This window comes from Paraburkholderia sp. UYCP14C, assembly GCF_004197395.1.
In the GTDB taxonomy this organism is placed as follows: Bacteria; Pseudomonadota; Gammaproteobacteria; order Burkholderiales; family Burkholderiaceae; genus Paraburkholderia.
Genome location: NZ_SELS01000019.1, coordinates 117198 through 135642, shown reverse-complemented (window position 1 = coordinate 135642; position 18445 = coordinate 117198). Strand labels below are relative to the sequence as shown.

Here is an 18445-nt window from a genome sequence, read left to right as displayed (position 1 = left end):
TTTCGGGCCGTCGAGCTGAGGCGGCTACACAGCAACAGAAAGCGCGAGCGGCATGCCTGCCGGCTCGCGCTTTTTCATTGCATTTGCACCTGCGAAAGGCAAACGCTAGAAGTAGTGTCGCGTGATGAACTCCGCGACGCACACCGGTCGATCGCTGCCCTGACGCTCCAGCGTCACATTCCATGCGAGTTGCACGCCGTTGTTGTCTACATCGGTCACCGACTCCACCGCGAACTTCGCACGCAACGACGCCCCCACGAGCACAGGCGACATGAACCGCACGCGGTTCAAGCCGTAGTTGACGCCCATGCGCTGCTCGATTCTCAGCGTCTTGCCGAGCAAAGCCGGAATCAGCGACAGCGTCAGAAACCCATGCGCAACCGGGCCGCCAAACGGCGATTCGCGTTTGGCACGCTCGGGGTCGACGTGAATCCACTGAAGATCGCCGGTCGCCTCGGCAAAACGGTTGACCCTGTCCTGATCGACGCTCAGCCATTCGCTGACGAGCGGCGCCGCGCCGACGAGCGCGCGCAAAGCGTCTGCATTGTCGGAAGCGGCGATCGTCGCCGCGCTAGCCGCGGTGCTTGCCGCCGCGCTTGCCGCCGCGCTTGCCGTCATGCCGCAACTCCCGGATGACGCAGGCCGAACATGCCGTTCGAGCGGACCGTGACCACCAGTTCCCCGTGCTGATTGATGCCCTCCCAGCGCGTCGACACGATGCCGCGATCGGGCTTGCTCTGCGACACGCGCTTGTCGACGATGACGTTCATCATCGTGATCGTATCGCCGACTCGCACCGGTTTGAGCCAGCGAATTTCGTCGAGACCGGGCGAACCCATCGACGTCGAATTTGCCAGCACCTTGCGCACGAGCATGCCCATCATCACCGAGCAGGTGTGCCAGCCGCTTGCAACGAGGCCGCGAAACGGCGATTCGGCCGCGGCGGCTTCGTCGAGATGAAACGGCTGCGGATCGAACTTCTGCGCGAACTCGACGATCTCCTCACGCGTGAACGTGTGCTTGCCGATCTCGTGGCTCGTGCCCACTTCCATGTCTTCGAAACTGATTTTCATCAGTGCAACTCCTTTGTCCGTTGGAACGGCGGCCCGCTCAGTCTCCGGCGACGGCAAATCCGGGCAGCGTCGCAAACCGCGCGAGATGATGATCGACGTCGCCGAGCGTGGTCTCGATGATCGCGAGGCGCTTGAACAGATGCGCGGCCGCCACTTCGCTCGTGACACCCATGCCGCCGTGCAACTGCACCGCCTGTTGACCGACGAAACGCGCGGCCTGGCCGACCCGAACCTTTGCCGCGGAGATTGCGCGACGGCGCTCGTTCGCATCTTCACTCGCGTAGCGCATCGCGGCCAGATACGTGATCGAACGCGCCTGCTCGGCGTGGATCAGCATCTCGACCATGCGATGCTGCAGCACCTGGAAACGCGCGATCGGCTGGCCGAATTGCTGGCGCGTTTTGGTGTATTCGACGGTGGCGTGATTGAGCGCGTCGAGCGCGCCGATCGCTTCCGCGCACAGCAGTAGCGTGCCATAGTCGGCGATATGCTCCAGGGCTGCCGCACCCGCATGTTCGCCGGCGAGCCGGCGCGCGGGCGTGCCGCTGAATTCGAGCGTCGCGGCGCGTTGACCGTCGATGGTGCGGTACTCGGTGATCGCGACACCGGCTGCGTCCCGCGCGACGACAAAGAGCGCGATCTCGCCATTGACGCGCGCCGGCACGATCCAATGGTCCGCCTGCGCGCCGTGCAGCACGACAGATTTGGTGCCGCTCAGCGTATGCTGCGCGCCCGGCCCGCTCGCGGTCGTCGCGACGTCGAACAGATCGTAGCGGGCCTGCGGCTCATGAAACGCTACGGCCAGCCTGGCTTCGCCCTGGGCCGCCCTTTCGAGCAGCGCGGCATCTTCGCCGTCGCCGGTTCCGGCAAGGCGCAACGCTTCGATGCCGACCGCCGTCGCCCAATACGGCTCGACGACGAGCGCGCGGCCGAGCTCCTGCATGACCACGAGCATGTCGATCGGACCACCGTTGAAACCGCCCTGCGCTTCAGGCACCGGCAATGCGGTCAGACCCAGTTCGGTGAACGCAGCCCAGTGTGCAGCCGATACGCCCGCCTCCGAGCGCACGATCTCCTGACGCGCTTCGAAGCCATAGCTCTTCTCGAGATAGCGGCGCAACGCATCGGCGAATTGCTGTTGTTCGTCGTTGAAAGTGAAGTCCATGCGCCGCTCCTCAAAGTCCGAGAATCATCTGCGCGATGATGTTCTTTTGAATTTCGTTCGAGCCGCCGTAAATCGACGTCTTGCGGAAGTTGAAGTAGTACGCGGCAAGCGGCGCGGCATCGTCGTCGCCGGCCAGACTGTGCTCGCGTTCGCCTTCGAGGAACGGCACGTCGAACGGCGCGGCAAGCGGGCCGATCGCTTCGAACATCAGTTCGGTGAGTCCCTGCTGCACTTCCGTGCCCTTGATCTTCAGCATCGACGCTTCCGGGCCCGGGCCGCGACCGCCCGCCTCGTTGGCCACCACGCGTTGCACGGTGACTTCGAGGGCCATCAACTCGATCTCGAGACTCGCGACCTTCGCCGCAAACACCGGATCGTGCAGCAGCGGCTTGCCGTTCTTTTTCTGATTCAGCGCGATACGCTTGAGAAACGCCAGTTCGCGCTTCGACCCACCGACTCGTGCAATGCCGGTACGCTCGTGCCCGAGCAGATACTTCGCATACGTCCAGCCGCGATTTTCTTCGCCGACCAGATTGTCGGCGGGCACTTTGACGTCCTCGAAGAACACTTCATTGACTTCGTGATCTTCGTCGAGGGTGATGATCGGGCGCACCGTAATGCCCGGCGTTTTCATATCGATCAACAGGAACGAGATGCCCTCCTGCTTTTTGGCGCCGCTGTCGGTGCGCACGAGGCAGAACATCATGTCGGCGTGCTGGCCGAGCGTGGTCCAGGTCTTCTGACCGTTGACCACGTAATGATCGCCGACGCGCTCGGCGCGGGTGCGCAGCGACGCAAGGTCGGAACCCGACCCGGGTTCCGAATAGCCCTGACACCACCAGTCCGTGCCGTCGAGAATACGCGGCAGATAGTGGCGCTTCTGCGCCTCGTTGCCGTACTTCATCAGCACCGGCGCGACCATCGACACACCGAAAGGCAGCACGGTAGGTGCGCCGATACGCGCGCACTCGTCTTCCCAGATATGTCGTTGCGTCGCGTCCCAGCCGGGGCCGCCGTATTCGCGCGGCCACGCGACCGCCGACCAGCCTCGTGTGCCAAGCAGCCTGTGCCAGCTTGCGAAGTCTTCGCGGGAAAGACGTTTGTGATTGAGAACCTTGTCGCTCAGCTCGCGAGGCAGATTCGCTTCGAGCCAGGCGCGGATGTCGGCGCGGAACGCGTCTTCAGCGGGGGAATAGTCCAGATTCATGCGTAGTGTCTCCTGGCCGCCACCACCCGGCCGCCTGGAGCCACCGCGCTACTGTAGTGGTTCCTTCAGCGCAACCGGGACCGGCAGCGGCATCACTTCGATGCCTTCCTCGACCAAGGCACGCGCATCTTCCGGTGTCGTGACACCGCGAATGCTGCGCGCGGGCGCTTCGTTGTAGTGAATGCGCCGCGCTTCCTCGGCGAAGCGGTCGCCCACGTTCTCAGTCTTCTCCAGTACCTCGCGCAGCGCTCGCATCATGTGCGCCTGCACTTGATCCGCGCCCGCCGGCGCCTTTGAGTCGGTCGCGCCCGACAAATTCAGACGCGGCGCCGACGGCAAACGGCTCACCTCGTTCGCACCGCAGATCGGACATTCGACGAGCTTGCGGGACTGCTGCGACTCGAAGTCATCAGCCGAAGCGAACCAGCCTTCGAACCGATGGCCATGCGGACACTGTAAATCGAGGACCTTCATGTGGAATCAGGGCTTGCGTGCCAGTTTAGCGCAAAATGGAAATTTGTGAACGATCGTTCGTAAAACTTTAGGGCCGACGCGAAACCGCCAGATGCTGCAAGGGAATTTGACGCAGGTGGGCGATTTTAACGCTTTACCGCATGTGCTGCCGAAGACGGACCGGCCGGTAATCGGTGCCGCATTTGCTCCGCTCTGCAGCCCGCTTGCGCCGCACTGCTACGCCACGAGATTGCTGAGCTGACGACTCACCCGCGGTTCAATCTGACGGGCCTCCTTCGTCAGATTGATCTGCTTCGCCAGTTTTGCGACATCCGCCACACCGATCTCGATCTCATACCCGCCGCGCGCCGTCAGCCATTCAAGCACGTCGGCCAGATGCCACACCGACGCACTGCCTTCGTGGACCGGCGGGGGGAAGTCGATGGCGTTGTTCAGCATCAGCTTGCGCATGTTTTGGCGGGACACGCCGGCCATTTCCGCGACGTCGGTCAGCCCCACGAAGTCGGGCCCTGCCTCGACCAGTTGCGCGGACGGCACAGCGCATTTCACGTCCTTGAGCGCGCTGGTGACGGCCTCGAATGCATTGGGGCCTTCGCGGGTGAAAAGCAGCCCGAGGCGCCCCGGCTGCCCGACGCCGATCGTGGCATCGTCGCACCCGGCTTCGCCCAACCGCTCGACGATTGCGTCTGCATCGCAATCTTCCGCGGCGAGGCGGTATTTCAACGTGAACACATATTCCATACGTTACTCCTGTCTTTGTTGAGCCCAGGTTATTGCGATTGCCGTTTGCTACCCACGATCCCACTAGCGCCGTGCCGCGCAGTTGCCGACGATGCGCCGCAAGTGCCTGGCGTGATTGCCGGGATTCTTCGGGGTACTCCAGACGCTCGATATACAGAACTCTCCGCAACGACATTCGGCGTCTTTGTACGGGCAATAGATCTTTCCCCACGCATGACCTCTTCCACCGTCCTGAACGCGCCAGCCATGCTGCTCCGCGTACGCCAATGCGGCCTCGATCTCTTTCTTCGTGTGCCTTCCTCGAACCATCGACACCTCCAATGTAGTCGGCCAACATAAGGTTGTCAACTGACAACCTTATGTTGGCCGGAAATCAGATCACTCCGATAACCAACGTCAGCTATCCCAAACGAAATCGACGACGAACCTGGTAATCGAGAGATCCATACTAGCCGGCCGCCAGCGCCGAGACGAGCCAGCCAGATGGCATAGGAAACGACCTATTTTTCCGAGTCAGCAAAAAGCGACGAACCCAATGACAAAGCCCCTGCCAGTCATCGACCAACAGGGGCTTCGTTAAACCGCAACGCGGATCAGCTATCTGGCAGACGTGAATTTATACCGTTTCGGGCGTCTGTGTCGGCCACGTACCCGACAGCACTTTCTCGAGCCAGAAGGTACCAATGATCGTCTTCACGTCGGTGATCTTGCCCATGCGTACCCACTCGGACACCTGCTCCACGGTTGCCGTGAACAGTTCGAGAAACTCGCCGTCGTCGAGCATGCGCTCGCCCGCGGTCAGGCCTCGCGCGAGATAGATATCAATGAATTCGGTCGAGTAAGAAATGATCGGGTGAATCCGGGTCAGGTACACGTACTCGCGTGCCGTATAGCCGGTTTCTTCGCGCAGTTCCCGCACCGCGCAGGCCAGCGCGCCCTCGTTCGGGTCGAGCTTGCCGGCCGGATATTCGACCATCACCTTGCCCATCGGATACCGATACTGACTTTCGAGCAGCACCCGGCCGTCATCGAACATCGGGATCACCATCACGGCACCCGGATGTTGAACGTACTCGCGCGTCGCTTGTTTGCCGTCCGGCAATCGAACCGTATCGTACTTGACCGTCATGAACGGCCCTTGATGGACCGTCTTGCTGTCGATACAGGTTTCGGTTAGCGCGGCGTCGTGATTGGGGAGTTCAGCCATGTACGGACCTCGGAACAGCCAGGCGCGCGACGGCGGGACGCCGTCAGCGGCGTTTGACGAGATATTGGAAGGTAAAGCCGGGAAAAGCGAACACCACGAACAGCGCGAACGTGATCGCGTAGAACTGCCAGCCCTGCTCGAATCGGTTTCCCGCGCGCGCTTCCAGCAGAAAGCCCAGCGTGCCGACCACGAAATACAGCACGATCAATTCGGCAATCCGGAGCCACGCGCTTTTCTTCGCCGCCTTCAGCGGTACGGCGGCAAAGAGGCGCTGATTCAGGAACGGCAAGTTGGCGCCGACCAGCGCCAACAGCACGATAAACCAGCCTGCAGCGGACATCAGAGCAGCAGCGTGTGCTGGATCGCCTGCAGGCAGGCGCGCAACAGCGGATCCGGCACGATACCGAGCACCAGCACGGCGACGCCGTTCAACGCGAGCAACGCGCGCGTGCTCGTGTCCGCCAGGATCGGCGACTTGTCTTGCGGCTCGTCGAAGTACATCAGCTTGACGATACGCAGATAGTAGAACGCACCGAACAGCGACGTGATCACCGCGAGCACGGTGAGCCAGGTCAGGCCGGCGTTCATCGTCGCTTGCAGCACGGCAAGCTTCGCATAGAAGCCGACTGCCGGCGGAATACCCGCGAGCGAGAACATCATGATCATCATCACGAACGCGAACACCGGGCTGCGCTGGTTGAGGCCCTTGAAGTCCTCCAGCGTGTCCGCTTCGAAGTCGCGGCGCGCGAGCAGCATGATGACGCCAAAGGTGCCGAGCGTCGTGATCAGGTAGATGATGCTGTAGAACATCGCCGAGCCGTACGCGCTCGCGGCGCCCGTGGTCTTCTGGTCGACCACGCCGGCGAGCAGACCGAGCAGGACGAAGCCCATGTTCGAGATCGCCGAATACGCGAGCATCCGCTTGACGTTGCGCTGCACGATACCGGTAATGTTGCCGACGATCAGCGACAGCGCCGCCAGAATCACCAGCATCTGTTGCCATTCGACCGCGAGGGGCAGCAGACCCATCACGAGGAAACGCAGGCCCCATGCGAAGGCGGCAACCTTCGGACCGCCGCCGACCACGAGGGTCATCGCCGTCGGTGCGCCCTGGTACACGTCAGGCACCCACATATGGAACGGCACCGCGCCCATCTTGAAGGCCACGCCGGCCACGATGAAGATCACGCCGAACAGCAGCACGGTCGGATCGTAGTGGCTGGTGCTGATCGCCTTGAACACTTCGTTCAGGTCGAGCGAGCCGGTCGCGCCATACAGCATCGACACACCGTACAGCAGGAAACCGGAAGCCAGCGCGCCGAGCACGTAGTACTTCATCGCCGCTTCGTTCGACGACGCCACTTCGCGACGCAGCGCGATCACCGCGTACAGCGACAGCGACATCAGTTCCAGACCGAGGTACAGCGTCAGGAAGTTGTTGCCCGAGATCATCACGATCTGGCCGAGCAGCGAGAACATGCCGAGCAGGAAGAAGTCACCGCGGAACAGGCTACGGTCTTCGAGGTAACGACGCGAATAAACGATCGTCACCGCATAGCCGAGCGACACCACCGCCTTCATCACGTTGGCGAACGGATCGACCACATACATGTGATCGAAGAAGTAATGCACTTGCGGGTCGAACGCATTGACCGCGAACCAGATCCCGGCGACGAGCGTCGAGAAGAACGCGATGAAATACGTGGTGCGGCGACCCTCCTGGCCGACGAACGTGTCGTTGAGCCACGCGATCACGATGGCGAACATCACCAGTGCGTCGGGCAACAGGGCAGTCATAGGGGCGTTTTGCATGGTCTTAAATTCCTCCGCTCGTCGTTACTGAGACAACGGCAGCTTCGATTGAGCAACGTGGGAGAGGAGGTTTTCCACGGATACGTGCATCACATCGGTAAAGGGCTTCGGGTACAGGCCCATGAACAGCGTCAGTGCGGCGAGCACTGCCAGCATGAAAAATTCGCGACGGCTGATGTCGAGCAGGCTCTTCACGTGGTCGTTCGCGACCGCGCCGAAGTAGACGCGCTTGTACATCCACAGCGTGTAGGCCGCGCCGAGAATCAGCGTGACTGCCGCGCCACTCGCGATCCAGAAGTTGTACTGGACGGAGGCCAGAATCACCATGAATTCGCCGACGAAACCGGAAGTGCCCGGCAAGCCGCAATTCGCCATCGCGAACAGCATCACGAACGCCGCGAACTTCGGCATCACGTTGACGACGCCGCCGTAATCGGCGATCTGACGCGAGTGCATGCGGTCATACAGCACGCCGATGCAAAGGAACATTGCGCCCGACACGAAGCCGTGCGAAATCATCTGCACGATCGCGCCTTCCGCGCCGAGCTGATTGAAGATAAAGAAGCCGAGGGTGACGAAGCCCATGTGCGCGATCGACGAATACGCGACCAGCTTTTTCATGTCGGCCTGCACCATCGCGACGAGACCGATATAGATCACCGCGATCAGCGACAGCGTGATGACGACCGGTGCGAGGAAATGGCTCGCATCAGGCGTGACCGGCAGCGAGAAGCGCAGGAAACCGTACGCGCCGAGCTTCAGCATGATCGCGGCCAGCACGACCGAGCCGCCGGTCGGCGCTTCCACGTGCGCGTCCGGCAACCACGTGTGGACCGGCCACATCGGCACCTTCACCGCGAAGGCCAGGAAGAACGCGATAAATAGCAGCACCTGCGGCGTCATCGCGATTTGCGCATGCTGCCACGTGGCGATGTCGAACGAACCGGTCTCGTTGTACAGATAGATCAGCGCGACCAGCATCAGCAGCGAGCCAGCCAGCGTGTACAGGAAGAACTTGAATGCCGCGTACACGCGGTTTGCCCCGCCCCACACGCCGATGATGATGTACATCGGGATCAGCGTCGCTTCGAAGAACACGTAGAACAGCATGCCGTCGGCCGCGCTGAACACGCCGACCATGATGCCCGACAGGATCAGGAACGCCGCGAAGTACTGGCCGACGTTCTTCGTGATCACTTCCCACCCGGCGATCACGACGATCACCGTGATCAACGCGGTCAACACGACGAACCACATCGAAATGCCGTCCACGCCGAGGTGGTAAGCGATGTGGAAGCGCTCGATCCAGCTCGCGTGCTCGACGAACTGCAGGTCAGCGGTGCTCGAATCGAAGCTGGTGATCAGCGGCAGCGTGACGAGGAAGCTCAGGACCGAGCCGATCAGCGAAATCCAGCGCGCGGGGGCTGGGTTCTCGTCGTTGCCGATCGCGAGGACCAGCAGACCGAAAAGGATCGGCAACCAGATCGCGATGCTGAGAATCGGATAAGCGTGCATGAGTGTCCCTCGCCTTATTTGCCGCCGAGCGTTACAAACAGGGTCAGGAGCCCCAGCATGCCAATGATCATGGCGAACGCGTAGTGGTAGATGTAGCCGGATTGGAGGAAGCGGATCACGCTAGCGAACCAGCCGATAAAGCGTGCGCCGCCGTTGACGATGCCGTCGATCACGACCACGTCGCCTTCCTTCCACAGTCCCCGGCCAATGGCCACCGCGCCCCGCGCAAACACGACTTCGTTGATCTTGTCCATGTAGTACTTGTTATCGAGCAACGTGTAGATCGGACCGAACGCACGCTTGACGACGGCGGGCAGATCCGGACGGACCAGATACAGGAACCATGCGGTCAGCACGCCAGCGAGCGCGAGCCACACCGGCAGGCCCGACACCGAGTGCAGACCCATCGACGCCCAGCCCTGGAATTCTTCGGCCATCTCATGCAGCGCCGGATGAGTCTCGCTGATGTAGATGACCTTATCGAACGCGACGCCGTGCTGGAAGAAGTCGCCGAACAACAACGGACCGATGCCGATCGCGCCGATCACGACGGACGGAATCGCCAGCAGCACCAGCGGCACCCATACGACCCACGGGGTTTCGTGCGGCTCGTGAGCGTGGTCGTCGTGACCATGAGCGTGACCATGATCGTCGTGGCCGTGCGCGCTATGTCCATGCGACGCGGCTTCGGCGCCCATCGGCGATTCCGGGTGCTTGGGACCGCGGAAGCGCTCCTCGCCATGGAACACCATGAAATACATACGGAACGAATACAGCGCGGTCACGAACACGCTTGCGACCACCGCGAAGTACGCGAAACCCGAGCCCGGCAGATGCGACAGCTTCACCGCGTCGATGATCGAGTCTTTCGAGTAGAAGCCCGAGAAGAACGGCGTGCCGATCAGTGCGAGCGAACCGATCAGCGACGTGATCCACGTGATCGGCATGTACTTGCGCAGGCCGCCCATGTTGCGCATGTCCTGATCGTGGTGCATGCCGATGATCACCGAACCCGCGCCGAGGAACAGCAGCGCCTTGAAGAACGCGTGCGTCATCAGGTGGAACACGGCGACCGAGTAAGCCGACGCGCCGAGCGCGACCGTCATGTAACCGAGCTGCGACAGCGTGGAATAAGCGACCACACGCTTGATGTCGTTCTGGACGACCCCGAGGAAGCCCATGAACAGCGCGGTAATCGCACCGATGACCATGACGAACGACAGCGCCGTATCCGACAGTTCGAACAGCGGCGACATGCGCGTGACCATGAAGATACCGGCCGTCACCATGGTCGCCGCGTGGATCAGCGCCGAGATCGGCGTCGGGCCTTCCATCGAGTCCGGCAGCCACACGTGCAGCGGGAACTGCGCCGACTTACCCATCGCGCCGATGAACAGGCAGATGCAGGCCACCGTCAGCAGGCCCCAGTCGGTACCCGGGAAACTGAGCGCAGCGAGTTCGGTACGCTTCGCGAAGACTTCGCCGTAGTTCATCGAACCGGCAAACGCGAACAGCAGACCGATGCCGAGCAGGAAACCGAAGTCGCCGACGCGGTTCACGATGAACGCCTTCATGTTCGCGTAGATCGCGCTCTCACGCTTGAAGTAGAAGCCGATCAGCAGGTACGACACGAGACCCACCGCTTCCCAGCCGAAGAACAGCTGCAGGAAGTTGTTGCTCATCACGAGCATCAACATCGAAAACGTGAACAGCGAGATGTACGAGAAGAAGCGTTGGTAGCCGTCGTCGTCGGCCATGTAGCCGATCGTGTAGATGTGCACCATCAGCGACACGAAGTTGACCACGCAGATCATCATCGCGGTCAGCGAGTCGACCAGGAAACCGACTTCGAGCTGCGTCTTGCCGATCGACATCCATTGATACACGGTCGCGTTGAAGCTCGCGCCGTCCATCACCTGGAAGAAGACCATGACCGACAGGATGAACGAAATCGCGACGCCGAGGATCGTGACCGAATGCGCACCCGCCCGCCCTATCGCCTTGCCGAACAGCCCCGCAACCAGGGAACCGGCGAGCGGCGCCAGCGGAATTGCCAACAGCAGGTTTTCATTGAGTATCGTGGACATAACCGCTTTTCCTGAAATTAACCTTTGAGCTGATCGAGATCCTCGACATTGATCGTGTCGAGACTACGGAACAGGGTCACCAGAATTGCGAGACCGATCGCCGCTTCGGCTGCCGCAACCGTCAGCACGAAGAAGACGAAAATCTGGCCGTGCACGTCGCCCAGGTAGTGCGAAAACGCGACAAAATTGGTGTTCACCGCAAGCAGCATCAGTTCGATCGCCATCAGGATGATGATGACGTTGCGGCGGTTCAGGAAAATGCCGACGATGCTGATCGCAAACAGGATCGCGCCGAGGACAAGGTAATGGGCAAGGGTCAACATGATTTCTATCTCCTGTCCGCTCAGCTGTTCTTGGCTGCTGCCGAGTCGGCTGCTGCTGCGGCTGCCGCGGCAGCCGCTTCTTCCGCCGCGATGGTCGCCGCGGTTTTCTCTGACGGCATCTTCACGACACGCACGCGGTCCTGGGCTCGGACCTTGACCTGGGCGCTGACGTTCTGACGCTTGCTGTCCTTCTTGTGGCTCGTGGTCAACGCGATTGCCGCGATGATTGCGACCAGCAGAATCAGTCCGGCGATTTCGAACGCGAAGATGTAATCCGTATAGATGACCTTGCCGATCAGGCGCGTGTTAGACCAGTCGCCCATGCCGGCGGCGGCCGCGGCCGTATCGTGCAGCGCCGTGGTGGTCGCGCCGTAGCCGTGCCACAGGATCAGCGCGGTTTCGACCACGATGATCGCGCCCACCGCCGAGGCCATCGGCACGAAGCGTTTAAAGTCTTTGCGCAGCACGTCGAGATTGATGTCCAGCATCATCACGACGAACAGGAACAGCACCATCACCGCGCCCACGTAGACCAGCACCAGCAGGATCGCGAGGAACTCTGCCTCGAGCAGCATCCAGATCGCGGCTGCGTTGAAGAACGCCAGCACCAGAAACAGTGCGGACGCCACCGGGTTGCGCGAGGTGATCACCTTCAGTCCTGAAAGCACCAGGAGCAGCGCGAAGATGTAGAACAGTACGGTCGTGAATTCCATGATTACCGGTTCATCGTTAGGCCATCGTCAGGCATTGTTCTTTGGCACGCGTGGCAGGCAACAGCGGCCGAAACCACCGGAACCGCCACACAGGTGCGCCGTGCCGCGGCGTTCAGGCCGCGACGGTCGGCCCGACAGCAGGCCGTGTTACTGCTTTTACTGCCGCAACTACTGCATCAGCGGAAAGTGCGCTTCAACGGTACGGTGCGTCGGCTGCCTTGTTGGCGGCGATTTCTGCCTCGTAGCGGTCGCCAACGGCAAGCAGCATGTCCTTCGTGAAGTACAGGTCGCCGCGCTTCTCGCCGTGATACTCGAGAATGTGCGTCTCGACGATCGAGTCGACCGGGCAGCTCTCTTCGCAGAAACCGCAGAAGATGCACTTGGTCAGGTCGATGTCGTAGCGCGTCGTGCGGCGCGTGTTGTCCGCGCGCGTTTCCGATTCGATCGTGATCGCGAGCGCCGGGCACACTGCCTCGCACAGCTTGCACGCGATGCAGCGCTCTTCGCCGTTTTCATACCGGCGCAGCGCATGCAGACCGCGAAAACGCGGCGAAATCGGGGTCTTCTCTTCCGGGAACTGCACGGTGACCTTGCGCTGGAACGTGTAGCGTCCGGTCAGCGCGAGGCCTTTCAGCAGTTCCGTGAGGAAGAAAGTCTTGAAGAAGTTTTGGATTGCGGTCATAGGTTCATCCGCCCTTTATTTCCAGATGTTCAACGGCGACATGATCCAGAAGCCGACCACCACGAGCCACACCACGCAGACCGGAATGAAAACCTTCCAGCCCAGACGCATGATCTGGTCATAGCGGTAGCGCGGGAATGTGGCACGCGCCCAGATGAACACCGACAACAGCAGGAAAACCTTGAGGACGAGCCAGAAGATGCCCGGGATGAACGACAGGAACCCGAACGGAGCGCTCCAGCCCCCAAGGAACAGTGTTGCAGCCAATGCCGAGATCACGATCATGTTGATGTACTCGGCGAGGAAGAACAGCGCGAACGCCATACCCGAGTAATCGATCATGTGGCCCGCGACGATTTCCGACTCACCTTCCACCACGTCGAACGGGTGGCGGTTCGTTTCGGCGATGCCCGAGATGAAGTACACGACGAACATCGGCAGCAGCGGCAGCCAGTTCCACGACAGGAAGTTCAGGCCGTGCGAGGCGAAGAAGCCCTGCTCCTGCGAGCCGACGATGCCCGACAGATTCAACGTGCCGGCCGTCATCAGCACGACCACGAGCGCGAAGCCCATCGAGATTTCGTACGAGACCATCTGCGCGGCGGCGCGCATCGCGCCGAGGAACGCGTACTTCGAGTTCGACGCCCAGCCGGCCAGAATCACGCCGTACACGCCGATCGACGAGATAGCCATCGCGTACAGCAGACCGGCGTTGATGTCGCCGAGCACCGCGCCCGCCTGGAACGGGATCACCGCCCACACCGCGAACGCCGGCACCACCACCATGATCGGCGCGATGACGTAGATCCAGCGGCTCGCCTGGGCGGGCTGGATCACTTCCTTGAGCAGCAGCTTCAGCACGTCGGCGATCGGCTGCAACAGCCCGGCGGGGCCGACGCGGTTCGGACCGAGACGCACGTGCATCCAGCCGATCAGCTTACGCTCCCACAGGATCAGGTAAGCGACGCACAGCAGGATCACGACGGCCACCACCAGGATGCGCACGAGCGCCCACACCGTGGGCCATGCCACACCGAGAAGCTGGGCGCCGCCCGAGTTGATCGTATCGAACAAGCTCATTTACGCCTTCTCCACCACCAGTTCACCGAACAGGCTGCCCAGCGCTGCACCGGCAGGCGTAGCCGCCGACACGCGGACGACCGTCTCCGCAAGATTCGCGTCGCGCACGGCCGGCAACTGCACCGCTTGCTCGCCCTGACGAACGCGCACCGCGTCGCCCTCTTTCAAACCCAGTTTGTCGAACAGCGCAGCCGGCAGGCCGACCGAGTTCGCCGTACGGGCCGCCGCGGTCAGATGCAGCGAGTCCGCGCGACGCACGAGCGCATCGGCATGATAGATCGGCACGTTCGCGAGACGCTCGAACTTACCTTCCGTGGCCTTGACGGCCTTGCCGCGCGTCACTGCGACGCCGATGCGGTTCGACAGACGCGAACCCAGTTCGCCGTCGCCGAGCGCGGCAGCGCGCACTTCTTCGACCGTGTCATATTCGAAGCCCGGCGCACCGAGCAGGCTGCCCAGCACACGCAACACCTTCCAGGCCGGACGCGTGTCGCCGAGCGGACGCACGACGCCGTTGAACGCCTGCACCGTGCCTTCCGCGTTGACGAACGCACCGCCGGTTTCCGTGAACGGTGCGATCGGTAGCAGCACATCGGCATACTCGGCGCCCGTCTGGAACGGCGACATTACGACGACCATTTCGGCCTGCTTCAGCGCGGCAAGTGCCTGCGCCGGATTGGCCGTGTCGAATTCCGGTTCGAGGTTCAACAGCAGGTAGCCCTTGCGCGGCTGCTCGAACACTTCGCGCGCGTTCAGACCGCCTTCGCCCGGCAGCGCGTTCACGAGGTGCGCGCCGACCGTGTTGGCCGCTTCGGTCAGGAAACCGAGCGTCGCGCCGGTCGCCTCGGCAATCCATTGCGCCGCGGCATGGATCGCCGCGAAGTCCGGGTGACGCACCGCGTCGTTGCCGAGCAGCACGACGCGCTGTGCGCCGGCGCTAAGCGATTTCGCGATCTGCTTTTGCGCGTCGGTCGGCTGCGTGCCGGCGAATGCTTCCGGCAGCGCGACGCCCTTCGCTTCACCCACGGCACCAGCGATGCCCGCGAGCGTGTCGAGCCATGCCGACGGTGCCGCGACGACGCGTTGCGCCTGCGGGATCATCGCGTCGTCGTTGGTGGCCTGGATCAGCGTGAGCGCCGAACCGCCGCGTGCGACCTGGCGCAGACGCGCGGCGAACAGCGGATGATCGCGGCGCAGATCCGAGCCGATCACGAGCGCCGCATCGACGTTCGACAGATCGGCGATCGTGCCACCGAGCCACGGCGCGCCGGTAACGGGCGCCGAGAAATCCGACTGACGCAGACGGAAGTCGACGTTCGGCGTGCCGACCGCTTGCGCGATCTGCTTCAGCAGGAACAGTTCTTCGACCGTGCTATGCGCGCTCGACAGCGCCGCCAGCGCGTTCGCGCCGTGGTCGCCCTGGATACCCTTCAGACCCTTGACCACATATTCCAGCGCGGTCTGCCAGTCGGTTTCGACCCACTGGCCGCCCTGCTTCAGCATCGGTTTGGTCAGACGCTCGGGGCTGTTGAGGCCTTCATACGAGAAGCGGTCCTTGTCCGAAATCCAGCACTCGTTGATCGCTTCGTTTTCGAATGGCAGAACGCGCATCACGCGATTGTTCTTCACCTGCACGATGAGGTTTGCGCCGACGGAATCGTGCGGGCTCACCGACTTGCGGCGCGACAGCTCCCACGTGCGGGCGCTGTAGCGGAACGGCTTGCTCGTGAGCGCGCCGACCGGGCACAGGTCGATCATGTTGCCCGACAGTTCGGAGTCGACCGTCTTGCCGACGAACGACGTGATTTCCGAGTGCTCGCCGCGGCCCAGCATGCCGAGCTCCATCACGCCGGCGATTTCCTGGCCGAAGCGAACGCAACGCGTGCAGTGAATGCAGCGCGACATCTCTTCCATCGAGATCAGCGGGCCCACGTTCTTGTGGAACACCACGCGCTTTTCTTCGCTATAGCGCGACGACGACTTGCCGTAACCAACCGCCAGATCCTGCAGTTGGCATTCGCCACCCTGGTCGCAGATCGGGCAATCGAGCGGATGGTTGATCAGCAGGAATTCCATCACGGCTTGCTGGCCCTTCACCGCCTTGTCCGACTTGGTGCGCACGATCATGCCGGGCGACACCGGCGTCGCGCACGCGGGCACGGCCTTCGGCATCTTTTCGACATCGACCAGACACATCCGGCAATTGGCCGCAATCGACAGCTTCTTGTGATAGCAGAAGTGAGGAATGTAGGTGTCGACCTTATGCGCAGCCTGGATCACCATGCTGCCTTCAGGCACCTCGACTTTCTTGCCGTCTATTTCCAGTTCAACCATGATGGTCAATCTTCCTTAACCTGTTACCGCTCAATCGTTCGCCTGCTCATCGCCCGCTTCGGGCGATGAATCCTGCGGTTGAGGTGTTCGTCTGGTAGTTATTCGTCAGCCAAACCTGTCGGCCCGACTCAGGCTGCCACTGTTTCGGGCGTCGCCGCCGTGCCGGCATGACCGCCGACGAGGCAGTGCTTGTGGGCGACGTGATATTCGAATTCGTCCCAGTAGTGCTTGAGCATGCCCCGAACCGGCATGGCTGCCGCGTCGCCGAGCGCGCAGATCGTGCGGCCCATGATGTTTTCCGCAACGGAGTTCAGCAGATCCAGATCTTCCTGGCGGCCGAGACCATGCTCGATACGATGCACGACGCGATACAGCCAGCCCGTGCCTTCGCGGCAAGGCGTGCACTGACCGCAGGACTCTTCATAATAGAAGTACGACAGGCGCAGCAGCGAGCGCACCATGCAGCGCGTCTCGTCCATCACGATCACCGCGCCCGAGCCGAGCATCGAGCCGGCCTTCGCGATCGAGTCGTAATCCATGTCGGTCTGCATCATCATGTCGCCCGGAATCACCGGCGCCGACGAACCGCCAGGAATCACGGCCTTGATCTTCTTGCCGCCGCGCATGCCGCCGGCGAGTTCCATCAGCGTCGCGAACGGCGTGCCGAGCGGAATTTCGTAATTGCCCGGACGCTCGACGTCGCCCGACACCGAGAAAATCTTCGTGCCGCCATTGTTCGGCTTGCCGATCTCAAGGTAATTCTGCGGGCCGATGGCGAGCAGGAACGGCACCGCCGCGAACGTTTCGGTGTTGTTGATCGTGGTCGGCTTGCCATACACGCCAAAGCTCGCCGGGAATGGCGGTTTGAAGCGCGGCTGACCCTTCTTGCCCTCGATCGATTCGAGCAGCGCGGTCTCTTCGCCACAGATGTAGGCGCCGTAACCATGATGCGCATGGAGCTGGAACGAGAAGCCCGAACCCATGATGTTGTCGCCGAGGAAACCGGCGCGGCGAGCTTCTTCCAACGCTTCTTCGAAGCGCTTATAGACTTCCCAGATTTCGCCGTGAATATAGTTGTAGCCGACCGTGATGCCCATCGCGTACGCACCGATCGCCATACCTTCGATCAGCGAATGCGGATTGAAGCGCAGAATGTCGCGGTCCTTGAACGTACCCGGCTCGCCTTCGTCCGAATTGCAGACGAGGTACTTCTGGCCCGGGAACTGACGCGGCATGAAGCTCCACTTCAGACCGGTCGGGAAGCCCGCGCCGCCACGACCGCGCAGACCCGACGCCTTGACGTCGGCGATCACCTGCTCGGGTGCGATCTTTTCTTCCAGGATGCGGCGCAGCTGGGCGTAACCGCCGCGCGCCACGTAATCTTCGAGATGCCAGTTGTCGCCGTTCAGGCCGGCGAGAATCAGCGGTTTGATGTGACGATCGTGTAAAGACGTCATTTCGAAAGTTCCTCGAGCAGCTGGTCGATCTTCTCGCGGCTCATGAAGCTGCACATGCGTTGGTTGTTCACCAGCATCACCGGCGCGTCGCCGCACGAACCCATGCACTCACCCTCTTTCAGCGTGAATTTGCCATCGGGCGTGGTTTCGCCGAAGTCGATGCCGAGCTTCTGCTTCAGGTATTCAGCGGCGCTTTCGGAACCGCCGTCCGGGCCGAGCTGGCACGGCAGGTTCGTGCAGAGCGTGATCTTGAACTTACCGACCGGCGAAGTCTCATACATCGTGTAGAAGGTCGCTACCTCCTGCACGGCGATTGCCGGCATGCCGAGATAATCCGCGACGAACTGCATGAGTTCGGGCGACAGCCAGCCATGCTCCGTTTGAGCAGTAGCCAACGCCGACATCACGGCGGACTGTTTCTGATCGGCGGGGTACTTTGCCACCGCACGATCGATTTCTTTCAGGCCTTCAGCTGAGATCATTTTCAGACACGACTCTTTCAATTCCTACCGAACGAAAACCTGTCGCTCACGACATACTGCGACAGACCCGGCGTTCCTTTGCTTGACGTGCGC

General features: G+C 61.8%; 19 protein-coding genes. All 19 read right to left on the bottom strand.

Features of this window, described 5'->3' with window-relative positions:
• Nucleotides 1-105: 105 nt before the first annotated feature.
• The 19 genes from EVC45_RS19385 to nuoE all read right to left on the bottom strand — a co-directional run bounded on the left by EVC45_RS19385 (nucleotide 106) and on the right by nuoE (nucleotide 18352).
• Nucleotides 106-618 (bottom strand): MaoC family dehydratase, encoded by a 513-nt coding sequence (locus EVC45_RS19385; RefSeq protein ID WP_129959689.1) that lies wholly within the window; start codon nucleotides 616-618, stop codon nucleotides 106-108.
• Nucleotides 615-1073: a MaoC family dehydratase gene (locus EVC45_RS19380; protein WP_129959687.1), complete on the bottom strand. Its 459-nt coding sequence runs from the start codon at nucleotides 1071-1073 to the stop codon at nucleotides 615-617. Before EVC45_RS19380 ends, EVC45_RS19385 begins: the two co-directional genes overlap by 4 nt.
• A gap of 37 nt (nucleotides 1074-1110) precedes the next feature.
• Nucleotides 1111-2238 (bottom strand): acyl-CoA dehydrogenase family protein, encoded by a 1128-nt coding sequence (locus EVC45_RS19375; protein WP_129959685.1) that lies wholly within the window; start codon nucleotides 2236-2238, stop codon nucleotides 1111-1113.
• Between the two features lie 10 nt (nucleotides 2239-2248).
• A complete protein-coding gene (locus EVC45_RS19370; protein WP_129959683.1) occupies nucleotides 2249-3445 on the bottom strand; it encodes an acyl-CoA dehydrogenase family protein in 1197 nt (398 codons plus the stop codon).
• Between the two features lie 48 nt (nucleotides 3446-3493).
• Nucleotides 3494-3919 carry a DUF1178 family protein gene (locus EVC45_RS19365; protein ID WP_129959681.1) on the bottom strand — a complete coding sequence of 142 codons (426 nt, stop codon included), beginning with the start codon at nucleotides 3917-3919 and terminating at the stop codon, nucleotides 3494-3496.
• A gap of 216 nt (nucleotides 3920-4135) precedes the next feature.
• Nucleotides 4136-4660: an AlpA family transcriptional regulator gene (locus EVC45_RS19360; protein WP_129959679.1), complete on the bottom strand. Its 525-nt coding sequence runs from the start codon at nucleotides 4658-4660 to the stop codon at nucleotides 4136-4138.
• A 63-nt stretch (nucleotides 4661-4723) separates the two neighbouring features.
• Nucleotides 4724-4969, bottom strand: a complete 246-nt coding sequence (locus tag EVC45_RS46775) for a hypothetical protein (protein WP_129959677.1) — start codon at nucleotides 4967-4969, stop codon at nucleotides 4724-4726.
• Between the two features lie 307 nt (nucleotides 4970-5276).
• Nucleotides 5277-5867, bottom strand: a complete 591-nt coding sequence (locus EVC45_RS19350) for an NUDIX domain-containing protein (RefSeq protein ID WP_129959675.1) — start codon at nucleotides 5865-5867, stop codon at nucleotides 5277-5279.
• Nucleotides 5868-5910: 43 nt separating this feature from the next.
• Nucleotides 5911-6207 (bottom strand): DUF2818 family protein, encoded by a 297-nt coding sequence (locus tag EVC45_RS19345; protein WP_013088947.1) that lies wholly within the window; start codon nucleotides 6205-6207, stop codon nucleotides 5911-5913.
• Entirely contained in the window at nucleotides 6207-7679 is a 1473-nt protein-coding gene (gene nuoN, locus EVC45_RS19340) for an NADH-quinone oxidoreductase subunit NuoN (protein WP_129959673.1), read from the bottom strand. Before nuoN ends, EVC45_RS19345 begins: the two co-directional genes overlap by 1 nt.
• A gap of 24 nt (nucleotides 7680-7703) precedes the next feature.
• Nucleotides 7704-9194, bottom strand: a complete 1491-nt coding sequence (locus EVC45_RS19335; protein WP_129959671.1) for an NADH-quinone oxidoreductase subunit M — start codon at nucleotides 9192-9194, stop codon at nucleotides 7704-7706.
• A gap of 14 nt (nucleotides 9195-9208) precedes the next feature.
• Nucleotides 9209-11281, bottom strand: coding sequence for an NADH-quinone oxidoreductase subunit L (gene nuoL, locus EVC45_RS19330; RefSeq protein WP_129959665.1), 2073 nt, complete (start codon nucleotides 11279-11281; stop codon nucleotides 9209-9211).
• A gap of 17 nt (nucleotides 11282-11298) precedes the next feature.
• Nucleotides 11299-11604, bottom strand: coding sequence for an NADH-quinone oxidoreductase subunit NuoK (gene nuoK / locus EVC45_RS19325; RefSeq protein WP_006052894.1), 306 nt, complete (start codon nucleotides 11602-11604; stop codon nucleotides 11299-11301).
• A gap of 20 nt (nucleotides 11605-11624) precedes the next feature.
• Nucleotides 11625-12317: an NADH-quinone oxidoreductase subunit J gene (locus EVC45_RS19320; RefSeq protein WP_129959663.1), complete on the bottom strand. Its 693-nt coding sequence runs from the start codon at nucleotides 12315-12317 to the stop codon at nucleotides 11625-11627.
• A 193-nt stretch (nucleotides 12318-12510) separates the two neighbouring features.
• Nucleotides 12511-12999, bottom strand: a complete 489-nt coding sequence (nuoI, locus tag EVC45_RS19315) for an NADH-quinone oxidoreductase subunit NuoI (RefSeq protein ID WP_012432383.1) — start codon at nucleotides 12997-12999, stop codon at nucleotides 12511-12513.
• Between the two features lie 15 nt (nucleotides 13000-13014).
• On the bottom strand, nucleotides 13015-14079 hold the full coding sequence (gene nuoH / locus EVC45_RS19310) for an NADH-quinone oxidoreductase subunit NuoH (RefSeq protein ID WP_129959661.1): 1065 nt from the start codon (nucleotides 14077-14079) through the stop codon (nucleotides 13015-13017).
• Nucleotides 14080-16413 carry an NADH-quinone oxidoreductase subunit NuoG gene (nuoG, locus tag EVC45_RS19305; protein WP_129959660.1) on the bottom strand — a complete coding sequence of 778 codons (2334 nt, stop codon included), beginning with the start codon at nucleotides 16411-16413 and terminating at the stop codon, nucleotides 14080-14082.
• Between the two features lie 128 nt (nucleotides 16414-16541).
• Entirely contained in the window at nucleotides 16542-17870 is a 1329-nt protein-coding gene (nuoF, locus tag EVC45_RS19300; RefSeq protein ID WP_129959658.1) for an NADH-quinone oxidoreductase subunit NuoF, read from the bottom strand.
• Nucleotides 17867-18352, bottom strand: coding sequence for an NADH-quinone oxidoreductase subunit NuoE (nuoE, locus tag EVC45_RS19295; protein ID WP_013088938.1), 486 nt, complete (start codon nucleotides 18350-18352; stop codon nucleotides 17867-17869). Before nuoE ends, nuoF begins: the two co-directional genes overlap by 4 nt.
• Between the last annotated feature and the right edge of the window lie 93 nt (nucleotides 18353-18445).

Coding starts and splice junctions, on each gene's coding strand:
- EVC45_RS19335 (WP_129959671.1), bottom strand. CDS start 9,194: ATGCACGCTTATCCGATTCTCAGCATCGCGATCTGGTTGCCGATCCTT.
- EVC45_RS46775 (WP_129959677.1), bottom strand. CDS start 4,969: ATGGTTCGAGGAAGGCACACGAAGAAAGAGATCGAGGCCGCATTGGCG.
- EVC45_RS19360 (WP_129959679.1), bottom strand. CDS start 4,660: ATGGAATATGTGTTCACGTTGAAATACCGCCTCGCCGCGGAAGATTGC.
- nuoN (WP_129959673.1), bottom strand. CDS start 7,679: ATGCAAAACGCCCCTATGACTGCCCTGTTGCCCGACGCACTGGTGATG.
- nuoF (WP_129959658.1), bottom strand. CDS start 17,870: ATGACGTCTTTACACGATCGTCACATCAAACCGCTGATTCTCGCCGGC.
- EVC45_RS19365 (WP_129959681.1), bottom strand. CDS start 3,919: ATGAAGGTCCTCGATTTACAGTGTCCGCATGGCCATCGGTTCGAAGGC.
- EVC45_RS19345 (WP_013088947.1), bottom strand. CDS start 6,207: ATGTCCGCTGCAGGCTGGTTTATCGTGCTGTTGGCGCTGGTCGGCGCC.
- EVC45_RS19320 (WP_129959663.1), bottom strand. CDS start 12,317: ATGGAATTCACGACCGTACTGTTCTACATCTTCGCGCTGCTCCTGGTG.
- nuoE (WP_013088938.1), bottom strand. CDS start 18,352: ATGATCTCAGCTGAAGGCCTGAAAGAAATCGATCGTGCGGTGGCAAAG.
- nuoK (WP_006052894.1), bottom strand. CDS start 11,604: ATGTTGACCCTTGCCCATTACCTTGTCCTCGGCGCGATCCTGTTTGCG.
- EVC45_RS19350 (WP_129959675.1), bottom strand. CDS start 5,867: ATGGCTGAACTCCCCAATCACGACGCCGCGCTAACCGAAACCTGTATC.
- EVC45_RS19380 (WP_129959687.1), bottom strand. CDS start 1,073: ATGAAAATCAGTTTCGAAGACATGGAAGTGGGCACGAGCCACGAGATC.
- nuoH (WP_129959661.1), bottom strand. CDS start 14,079: ATGAGCTTGTTCGATACGATCAACTCGGGCGGCGCCCAGCTTCTCGGT.
- EVC45_RS19385 (WP_129959689.1), bottom strand. CDS start 618: ATGACGGCAAGCGCGGCGGCAAGCGCGGCGGCAAGCACCGCGGCTAGC.
- EVC45_RS19370 (WP_129959683.1), bottom strand. CDS start 3,445: ATGAATCTGGACTATTCCCCCGCTGAAGACGCGTTCCGCGCCGACATC.
- EVC45_RS19375 (WP_129959685.1), bottom strand. CDS start 2,238: ATGGACTTCACTTTCAACGACGAACAACAGCAATTCGCCGATGCGTTG.
- nuoL (WP_129959665.1), bottom strand. CDS start 11,281: ATGTCCACGATACTCAATGAAAACCTGCTGTTGGCAATTCCGCTGGCG.
- nuoG (WP_129959660.1), bottom strand. CDS start 16,413: ATGGTTGAACTGGAAATAGACGGCAAGAAAGTCGAGGTGCCTGAAGGC.
- nuoI (WP_012432383.1), bottom strand. CDS start 12,999: ATGACCGCAATCCAAAACTTCTTCAAGACTTTCTTCCTCACGGAACTG.